This is a genomic window from Hallerella porci (genome assembly GCF_003148885.1).
Lineage (GTDB): Bacteria > Fibrobacterota > Fibrobacteria > Fibrobacterales > Fibrobacteraceae > Hallerella > Hallerella porci.
The window spans coordinates 26414-34625 of record NZ_QGHD01000029.1 but is presented as its reverse complement, the minus strand read 5'-3'; the positions used below and the strand labels follow the sequence as shown (position 1 = coordinate 34625).

The window sequence follows — 8212 nt, the reverse complement described above, 5'->3', positions numbered from 1 at the left end:
TTCCGTTCCTCGAAAATCCAGAACGGGTTGCTGCAAGCTCTTTTGTCGGGGGCCGTTCACCACCCGGCCAGCTCCAGCTAAATCTTGTCTAGGGGGCCCGCAAAACGCAAAGGCACCGCTTTCTGTCGAAATCGGCGCGTATTCAGCATATTGTGTTTATGTTGGAACTTTTACCGGACAGCAATAAAAAAAAATAAAAGATTTGGCAGACGGAGAGTGGCATCATGTTTATGGGATTGGACGATTCCAAGGGCGACTGATAGTTTCGATGGCAGGCTTTCGAGACAGTATTTCTGTGGAGAATCTGGATTTTGCGTCACTAGTGATGTGGGAAAATGGCCAAGGTTGGGACAGCGTCGATGCCTCCCCTTATTTTAGAATGGGAACGACGCAATCTCCAGATTCGGCTAGATTCTTTTTTCGTAAGGGCGTGGAATGGAACGGGAAATTTTATGCGGCAACTTCGGAAAATGTGTGGAGCCTCGATGCGGGAGACCGAGTATGGACAAAATTGCCGGAAATCCCGAGATCGATTCCCTGTACTAGGGATTATGCGAATATGCCGGTCAATGATGTCACTGTTCATCATGGCAAACTTTATGTTGCTACAGATGATGAAACTATATTCGCGTTAGATGAATTTTCGCAAACTTGGAGGCAAATCAATAGTCTTTTTTTTACAGGTGATACGGCGAATTCCCTTATTGGGGTATTCTATTTATCATAATTCTCCTACGTTGAAAGTCCATTCGCTGGTTTCCGATGGAAAACATTTATTTGTCGCCGGGGAAAGCCCGGAAGTGCCGATGGTTTATATGGGGGATTACGGCGAACCTTACGGTAATATTCCCAAGGGATGGCGCGCTATTGGCTCCTGGTGTAAAAATTTTCAATGCTTTCCTAGCGGAGGCGGAACGTATTCGCTGGATGTCATCGGCGACACGCTCTATGTGGCAAACTGGAAAAATTTTTTCAAGTTCCCTCTCGACAAGTTGGACTCCGCTATCGCGGATGAAAGCGATTACAGATGACTTGACCGAAATCGCCTAGCGGCGAGCTGTAGTCAGAATCCGATTCCCAAGTGGAAAAGGTGGTTTCCGTCCAGCACGGGATTCGATTGGTAAGCATAGTCGAACTGGAAACGCCCAAAGACGATTCCGAGTCCCGCAGAAACGCCGTTGTCGTCATTCGGTTTGTAAGCGTAGCCCACCCGGAAAAAGAGCGACTTCTTATAAATTAACTCGGAGCCGAAACGCCATTCCGCATCGTAGTCCGCCCGGCGGTAAGCATCCGCATGAAGAACCAAATCAAAAATATCCAGAATCGGGTGCGTTCCCGAAATTCCCGCCTGAAGCGCCATCGGCGCGGATTCCTCTTCGCTTTCGTAATCCGAAACCCAGCCGAAGTTCGTCACCGTCGCTCCGAATGTAAAGTAACGATTCAGCACAAAACTTGCACCACCGTCTGCGAGGACAGCGATTGCGGTGGAATTGTCAATTGACTGCGATGCAAAACGCGCAGAAAGCGCCCAATTAAATGTAGAAGGCGCACTTCCGATACCGAGTTGAACAGCCCAAGCCATCGCTCCGTAATCTTCGGTTTTAAATCCTTCGTCATCGCGGCCTTCGATATCGTCATAGCCCAAATATTCCATCGCAGCGCTGACATTTACATACCGAAATGAAGTTCCAAAGTAAACCGAAGTCAACTGCGCATCCACATTGTCCGAAAAGACGATGTGTTGAATTCCCATCTGCGAATAATCGAGAGAAGTCGTCGCTAACGGATTTCGTGAAACTTCGGCAAAGCTCTGCGGTGTGGCGACTCCTGCGCCCGCAAGTGCAGCAGAACGCGGTGAAGTCGCCATCGAAAGAAATTTCATCGTGGTTCCGCCTTTGTCCACATTCCAATACTTGCCCCCTGCAAAAGAAACTGCAGAAGCAAGAAGAGTTAGAGACAGAACACGAGTCAAATTCATAGGAGCAATAATACAAAAATTCGAAATGAAGCTGCTAATTTTTCCAGCCTTGCATAATGCTCAACACTTTCGTTTTGAGTTCTTCGGCACGGGCTGGCGTTTCACTTTCGATGTAGCAGCGTAATTCCGGAGCGTTTCCGCTCGGACGCAAATGAATAATATCGCCCGTTTCAAAAGTCATGCGGTAGCCATCGGTCGTATCTTCCGAAACAACTTTTCCTGCGAGACTTCCGAAAATTTGAGAGCCGAGTTTTCCGTTTGCGATTTCTGCAACTTTTGCTTTGCTCTTTTCTGTCGGGAATTCTTTGATGCGGTCACTTGCTGTAAAACGCTTCGGCAATTCGCGGAACAAATCTTCGACAGCGACCATTTTTTGACGAGCGAGATGCATTACAGCGAGCTGCGGAAGAAGCGCATCGCGGGTCGGGAGCGCTTTCAAAATTTTTCCATTCATTTCAACATCGGTTTCGAGCAAGAATCCACCATTTGCTTCGTAGCCGGCGACGGTTTTTCCCGTTTCGTCTAATTCTTGCATGCCTGCGATGACGTATGGACTGCCGATTCGCGTGCGCAAAGTCTTTTCAAATTTTCCGCATTTTTCGAGAGCGGTGTTGCAGCTGACAGGTGTCGCCACGCGATTTATTCCCAAAGCCGACGCCGCCAAAATGCCAAGGACATCGCCACGAATCCAGCGTCCGGTCGCATCGGCAAAAAGCGGGCGATCGCTATCGCCATCGGTGCTCACAATCGCATCCAATCCTTGCTTTGCCCATTTCGCACCGAGTTGAATATCTTCGGGGCGAACCGCTTCGGTATCTACAGGGATGAACGTTTCCGAGCGTCCAAGAGGAATCACAAATGCGCCGAGACTTTGAAGCACTTCGTAAATGATATCGCGACCCACTGCCGAATGCTGATAAAGTCCGACGGTAAATCCCAAAAGTGCTTTGCTTCCGAAAAAGTCGATGTAACGCTTCACATAATTGACGCGGGCGGTTGAATCTTCTGCGGGGAGTTCTACCGCGGATTTGAGCATCCCATCGGCATCAAATTTTTCGTCGTTGACATCAAAAATTTCTGCGCGAATTCCCGTTTCATCTTTTTTTGAAATTTCACCTTGGGGATGATTGAACTTGATGCCGTTTCGGTCTGCGGGAATATGACTGCCGGTGACCATAATCGTCGGAAGCGCTTTGTCAATTCCAAAGAGAGCAATCGCCGGACTCGGAATGCGTCCGCTGTAAATGACATTCCAATTCATATCCTTCGCTGCAGTCGCTAAAGCCGCAAGAATGCGACCTGTACTCGGACGCAAATCGCCCGCAATCGCCACCGTTTTTTCCGAAGGATAATTCTTTTCACAATAAGCGAGAAAAGCGTGCGTATAACTGTAGCACACTAAATCCGTCATTTTCGAAACCAAGCCGCGAGCACCGCTTGTTCCAAAACCAACGCCGCTCGAATTCATCATCTCATTTACAGAAATTTTCATAATCAAAAAATACTTAAAGTTTTCCGCTGAAAAAATTTTTAAACGAAAGAAGACGCCGTGCAGACGCCTTCCTTTTCATTTACTGATTTAATTTTTTTCCGTCGCTGAATGCTTTCCCGACTTTTTCGCCGAGGACGCGGTAAGCATGCGCCGCAGAATCATACGAAATCGGTTCGACTTTTCCTAAATCCACTTTGCCGTCTTCGCCGAGAACGCTTTCATCGGCGCTTGTATTCACGACTTGGCCCACGATATAAGTGCTGCCGTCAAAATCTTTGCTGCATTCTAATAATTTGCATTCCAAAGTTAGAGGAAATTCTTCGAACATCGGCGCATCCACGTGAGCGCTTTTCACAACGTGAACGCCGGATTTTTCCACTTTATTCGGCAATTTTTTTCCACTGACAACGCCGAAAAAGTCTGCGATTATTTCGGTTTTACGCGTTCCGAAACTCACGGTAAACGCTTTGCGAGCTTTGATATTTTCGGTCGTTTTGTGACTTGTGCCGAGGCAAATCGCAATCTGATCTTCTTCGCGCTGGCCGCCCCACGCAGCGTTCATCGCATTCGGCGTTCCATCTTCGTTATAAGTCGCGATGACCAAAACCGGAAGCGGTGTAATAATTGCCTTGGATCCAAAATCTTTCCGCATAAAATCTCCTTTGAAATTTTCCATAAAATATAAAAGCATTCGCCGAGAAAATTTCCTTTTTTAGAATTTGTTAATTTTGAATTATTCTTTTTCTGGAGATGAAAATGCATTTTTCGTTAGAATCAAAACCGCTTGGAACTGTTGCGCGTTACATTATTCACGCTGACGATTGCGAACTTGAAATTCTCGCAGGCCACGGCGCAGGCTTAAACGCTTGGCGCGTTCCCGCAAACGGAAAAATGCTTTCGCTTCTTTACGGCTACGAAGACGCCGAAACTTTTCGAAAAATTCAAGCCGACACCAACGCGGGCGCAGTACTTTCACCATTTCCGGGGCGCACAAATAATGCCAAGTGGACTTGGAAAAATAAAACTTATCAGTTGGTAAATAATGTCAGTTGGGCGCCTCATGCGCTTCACGGATTCTTAAATGTTTTGCCGTGGCAACTCGTTTCTTTTTCTTCCGATGAAAGCGTTGCTACTTTGACTCTCTCTTGTGATTTCTACGGCGACGCAGTGGGTTATCCGTTTACATATAAAGTAACTAACAAATATATTTTCCGCGGAAATTCGTTTGATGTCAAATCCACAATTACGAATACATTTCACGAAACGATTCCGTATGCCGAAGGATTTCATCCGTATTTTCAACTCGGAAAAAGCATTGATGAATTGACGCTTCTTCTCCCGACTTCGAAAAAAGCACTTCTCGATTCCGCAGATATTCCGACCGGCGAATACGAAATGGAAAAGCGCTTTGACGGAAATTCCAAACTCGGTGAAACTTTCATCAACGATTATTTTGCTTTTGATAGCGACGCCGCCGACAAAGAAACGGTGAGCCTCATCGACTCCGCCGAGAAAAAGAAAATTGACGTTTGGCAAAAAACGGGGAACGGACTTTTCCGCGGCATTCAAATTTACACGCCGCCAGGTCGTGCAAGCATCGCCCTCGAACCGATGACTTCTGCTCCCGATGTGTTAAATCATCATCGAGAACTCATCGAAATTTTGCCGGGACATTCGACAACTCTTCTTTGGGGCGCCGAATTTTCCGCTCTAGAATGACAATTTCGTCCAAAAATTGGGCAAATTTTCAATTCCTTTAATTTTAGGCAACATTTTTTTTACAAAGTGTTGCCCTTTTTCTGTAAAATAAAATAGTTTATGCGGGCAAAGACGCCTCCAATTCGGGATGCGCCAAGAGAGGATGGTTAGGAATGGCCGAAAAGAAAGAAAAAATGAGTCAAAAAGACTTGGACTACTTCAAGGCTCTTTTACAAGAACGTCGTCGTCAAATTGTTGCGGCTCAAGGGGATGTCGCGGCAAGCGATACATTCCACGGGCAGCGCGATCAAGGCGGTGAAACCGCCGGCTATGCGACTCACCTCGCCGATGTCGCTTCCGATTACAATTCCCTCGAAACCAATTTCGATTTAGCGGCTCGCGATGGCAAGTATCTCGTGTACTTGGAAGAAGCGCTGCAACGCATCGAAGACGGTACTTACGGCATTTGCAAAGTGTGCCATAAGCTCATTCCGAAGGCTCGTTTGGAAGCTGTTCCTACCGCGACAAAATGCGTGAGCTGCAAATCCGAAACGAAGAAGCGCGAACGCGAAGAAAACCGTTTGGAAATGGCTCGCATTTATGCGCAGCAACAACGCAATTCGCAAAGGAACGATTCCTGATTTCCGCAGATCATTATCGTCGCGTATTTCTCTTGGGCTCGGGATTTAGTAAATCCTTTTGCCCCGAGATGCCGACTCTCAAAGATTTGAACGGACGCATTCCCGACCGCATTGGAACGGAATGCTTAAATTTACGCAATTACTGTTATTGGCTTCGGGAACTTTGCCGCGGTGAAGCGGAATACTTAAAAATCGAATCCGTCGCCACCAATATTTTAACCGCACAAATTTTTTCGAGCGAAGAAGCGCGTTTACAAAATGCGATTTTGCGCTTTGAACTGCTGCGATTTATTACGCAATCGATGCACCGAACTCTCCCGCTTTCTGCGGAAGCTTCGCAGATTCTTTCCCAATTTTTAACCGCCGTTTCGAACGATCGCAAAAAGGCTTGCCGCGAAAATTTGATTCTTTCCTTTAATTACGATACTCTTTTGGAAGATCAAATTCAGCAAGATCCGCATTTATTTCAGACGACAGCAATCGATTACGGCGTAAGCATTGAACGCGCGGACCGTTCTGCAAATCAAGAAAATCGCCCAAAGAGCGTGGACTTGTTGAAACTTCACGGTTCTTTAAATTGGTATTCGATTAAAGGCGCTGGTGAAGATTTGGATTTAAAAAATGTTTGCCGCGTTGAACCGGGCGATCGCAGTTTTCCGCTTTATCAAAAAGACAATCCGATTTTTATTCCGATGGCACACGCAAAAGATTCTTTTTTACGCGGAAGTCTTTTCAATGTGCTGTGGGCAAAAGCCGATTATTTCCTTTCTACCGCCGACGAAATTTTTGTCATCGGCTACGGTTTTCCGCAAACAGACGGAAATTGTTTCCCATTTTTATTAAAGCATCGCGATCGCATTCGTCATGTCGTCGTTTACGAAAATCCGGGCGATCCCACGGTGTTACGCTTGGAACGTTTATTTGACAAAGGCGTTGTCATTTGTCAAGATGCCAAAGAATTTTTGCAGACGAATCTTACTTTAACGCAAAGCAGATAAGGCCCGCGGAAATACACGCCATTGCAACGAATTTAAGCGGCGGATGTTTTTCGTGAAAGAAAATTAGTCCACCAGCAAAACTAATGAGCACATTTGACCGACGAATAATTGACACGACCGAAATGAGCGCATCCGGTTCATGCACCGCTAAGAAATAAAAGCGGTCCGCGATGACGAGAAAAATGCCCACGGCGAAAATGACTTTTCGAAATTCAAATCGTTTGCCGTTTTCAGAATGTCGCCGAAAAAATTTCACGAGTAAAATGCCCGCGCCTTGCAAAAGCGCCATATAAATGTTGTAATAAAATTGAGTCGCTAGCGGATTCAAATCCAACTGATGCAGAAGATATTTATCGTAAACGCCGCTTACCGAGCCGAGAAATGTTCCAAAAAACATGGAAAGAATCCAAATGTTTGTAAAGAAATGTCCCGTTTCTTTGCGCGATGCAAATCCCATGATTAAAAAGCCGCAGACAGAAATCGCAATTCCCAACCATTCCATTCCCGAAGGGCGTTCGCCCATGAACGTCACCGCCATCGCAATCGTAAAAATCGGAGCGCTCGCCCGCACGGGCGCAGTAACGCTCAGCGGTAAACGCGAAACCGCATGGAATGTAAAATTCCAACTCGTTGTTACAATCGCTGCTTTGATAAACAGCATTCCGTATTCACGGAACGAAAGCGAAGGAATTTTTCCTAAAAAATACGCCGGCAAAAGCGAAACGATACAAGTTAAACTCACAAAAAAGAGAACGGGTAAAACCGCATTTTTTGTAAGCGCTTTCTTTTTGGCAATATCGTATAAGCCTAAGAATAATGCAGAACCGAGAGCAAGTGTGACCCAAAACATAGCGCAATAATAGCAATCGTGACAAAGCTCCGAAAAAAATTTATTCTTAGGAAGAAATTATTCAAAAGGAGTCCTCCATGGGCATTAAAGGTAAAGCAACAGGCCTTCTCAACGAATTCAAGGCTTTTGCATTTAAAGGCAACATCGTCGATATGGCTATCGGTGTGATCATCGGTGGTGCATTCGGAAAAATCGTCACCTCTTTTGTAAACGACATTGTGATGCCGGGCGTCACCGCACTCATCGCGATGGGCGGCGCAAAGGACGCTGGCGAAGGTATTAAATCGCTTTCTTATACAACGGAAGCAGGAGTTGTCATTCCTTACGGAAACTTCATCGGCGGTATTGTCGACTTTATCATCGTCGCAATCGTCGTCTTCCTCGTGATGAAAAAATTCCTCGGCTTTATGCAAAATATGCGGAAGCAAGAAGAAGCAAAACCGGCAACGCCGCCAGCGCCACCGGCTCCGAGCAAAGAAGAAGTTCTTCTTACCGAAATTCGCGATTTGTTAAAGAACAAGTAAAAGAAAAAATTCCTCGCCAAGCGAGGAATTT

General features: G+C 46.1%; 10 protein-coding genes. 6 read left to right on the top strand and 4 right to left on the bottom strand.

Annotated elements, in window-relative coordinates:
• Positions 1-268 precede the first annotated feature (268 nt).
• Positions 269-727 carry a PQQ-binding-like beta-propeller repeat protein gene (locus tag B0H50_RS10990; RefSeq protein ID WP_146193746.1) on the top strand — a complete coding sequence of 153 codons (459 nt, stop codon included), beginning with the start codon at positions 269-271 and terminating at the stop codon, positions 725-727.
• 10 nt (positions 728-737) lie between these two features.
• Entirely contained in the window at positions 738-1031 is a 294-nt protein-coding gene (locus tag B0H50_RS10985) for a hypothetical protein (protein ID WP_146193745.1), read from the top strand.
• A 32-nt stretch (positions 1032-1063) separates the two neighbouring features.
• On the opposite strand, the gene B0H50_RS10980 is transcribed toward B0H50_RS10985, so the two are convergent.
• The 3 genes from B0H50_RS10980 to B0H50_RS10970 all read right to left on the bottom strand — a co-directional run bounded on the left by B0H50_RS10980 (position 1064) and on the right by B0H50_RS10970 (position 4122).
• Positions 1064-1978: a PorV/PorQ family protein gene (locus B0H50_RS10980; RefSeq protein ID WP_106199634.1), complete on the bottom strand. Its 915-nt coding sequence runs from the start codon at positions 1976-1978 to the stop codon at positions 1064-1066.
• 34 nt (positions 1979-2012) lie between these two features.
• Positions 2013-3470, bottom strand: coding sequence for a phosphomannomutase (locus B0H50_RS10975; protein ID WP_109587737.1), 1458 nt, complete (start codon positions 3468-3470; stop codon positions 2013-2015).
• A gap of 79 nt (positions 3471-3549) precedes the next feature.
• The gene (locus tag B0H50_RS10970; protein ID WP_106199706.1) at positions 3550-4122 is read right to left on the bottom strand and encodes a flavin reductase family protein; all 573 of its coding nucleotides are present in this window, start codon (positions 4120-4122) and stop codon (positions 3550-3552) included.
• 104 nt (positions 4123-4226) lie between these two features.
• Here B0H50_RS10970 and B0H50_RS10965 point away from each other — a divergent pair, with 104 nt between their 5' ends.
• The 3 genes from B0H50_RS10965 to B0H50_RS10955 all read left to right on the top strand — a co-directional run bounded on the left by B0H50_RS10965 (position 4227) and on the right by B0H50_RS10955 (position 6807).
• A complete protein-coding gene (locus B0H50_RS10965; protein WP_158275915.1) occupies positions 4227-5189 on the top strand; it encodes an aldose 1-epimerase in 963 nt (320 codons plus the stop codon).
• A 152-nt stretch (positions 5190-5341) separates the two neighbouring features.
• Positions 5342-5809: a TraR/DksA family transcriptional regulator gene (locus B0H50_RS10960; RefSeq protein WP_106199640.1), complete on the top strand. Its 468-nt coding sequence runs from the start codon at positions 5342-5344 to the stop codon at positions 5807-5809.
• A gap of 68 nt (positions 5810-5877) precedes the next feature.
• The gene (locus B0H50_RS10955; RefSeq protein WP_106199642.1) at positions 5878-6807 is read left to right on the top strand and encodes a hypothetical protein; all 930 of its coding nucleotides are present in this window, start codon (positions 5878-5880) and stop codon (positions 6805-6807) included.
• Here B0H50_RS10955 and B0H50_RS10950 read toward each other — a convergent pair.
• The gene (locus B0H50_RS10950) at positions 6785-7657 is read right to left on the bottom strand and encodes a DMT family transporter (RefSeq protein ID WP_106199644.1); all 873 of its coding nucleotides are present in this window, start codon (positions 7655-7657) and stop codon (positions 6785-6787) included. The genes B0H50_RS10955 and B0H50_RS10950 overlap by 23 nt on opposite strands.
• A 77-nt stretch (positions 7658-7734) precedes the next feature.
• Here B0H50_RS10950 and mscL point away from each other — a divergent pair, with 77 nt between their 5' ends.
• Complete coding sequence (mscL, locus tag B0H50_RS10945) at positions 7735-8181, top strand: large-conductance mechanosensitive channel protein MscL (RefSeq protein ID WP_106199646.1); 447 nt, start codon at positions 7735-7737, stop codon at positions 8179-8181.
• Positions 8182-8212 lie beyond the last annotated feature (31 nt).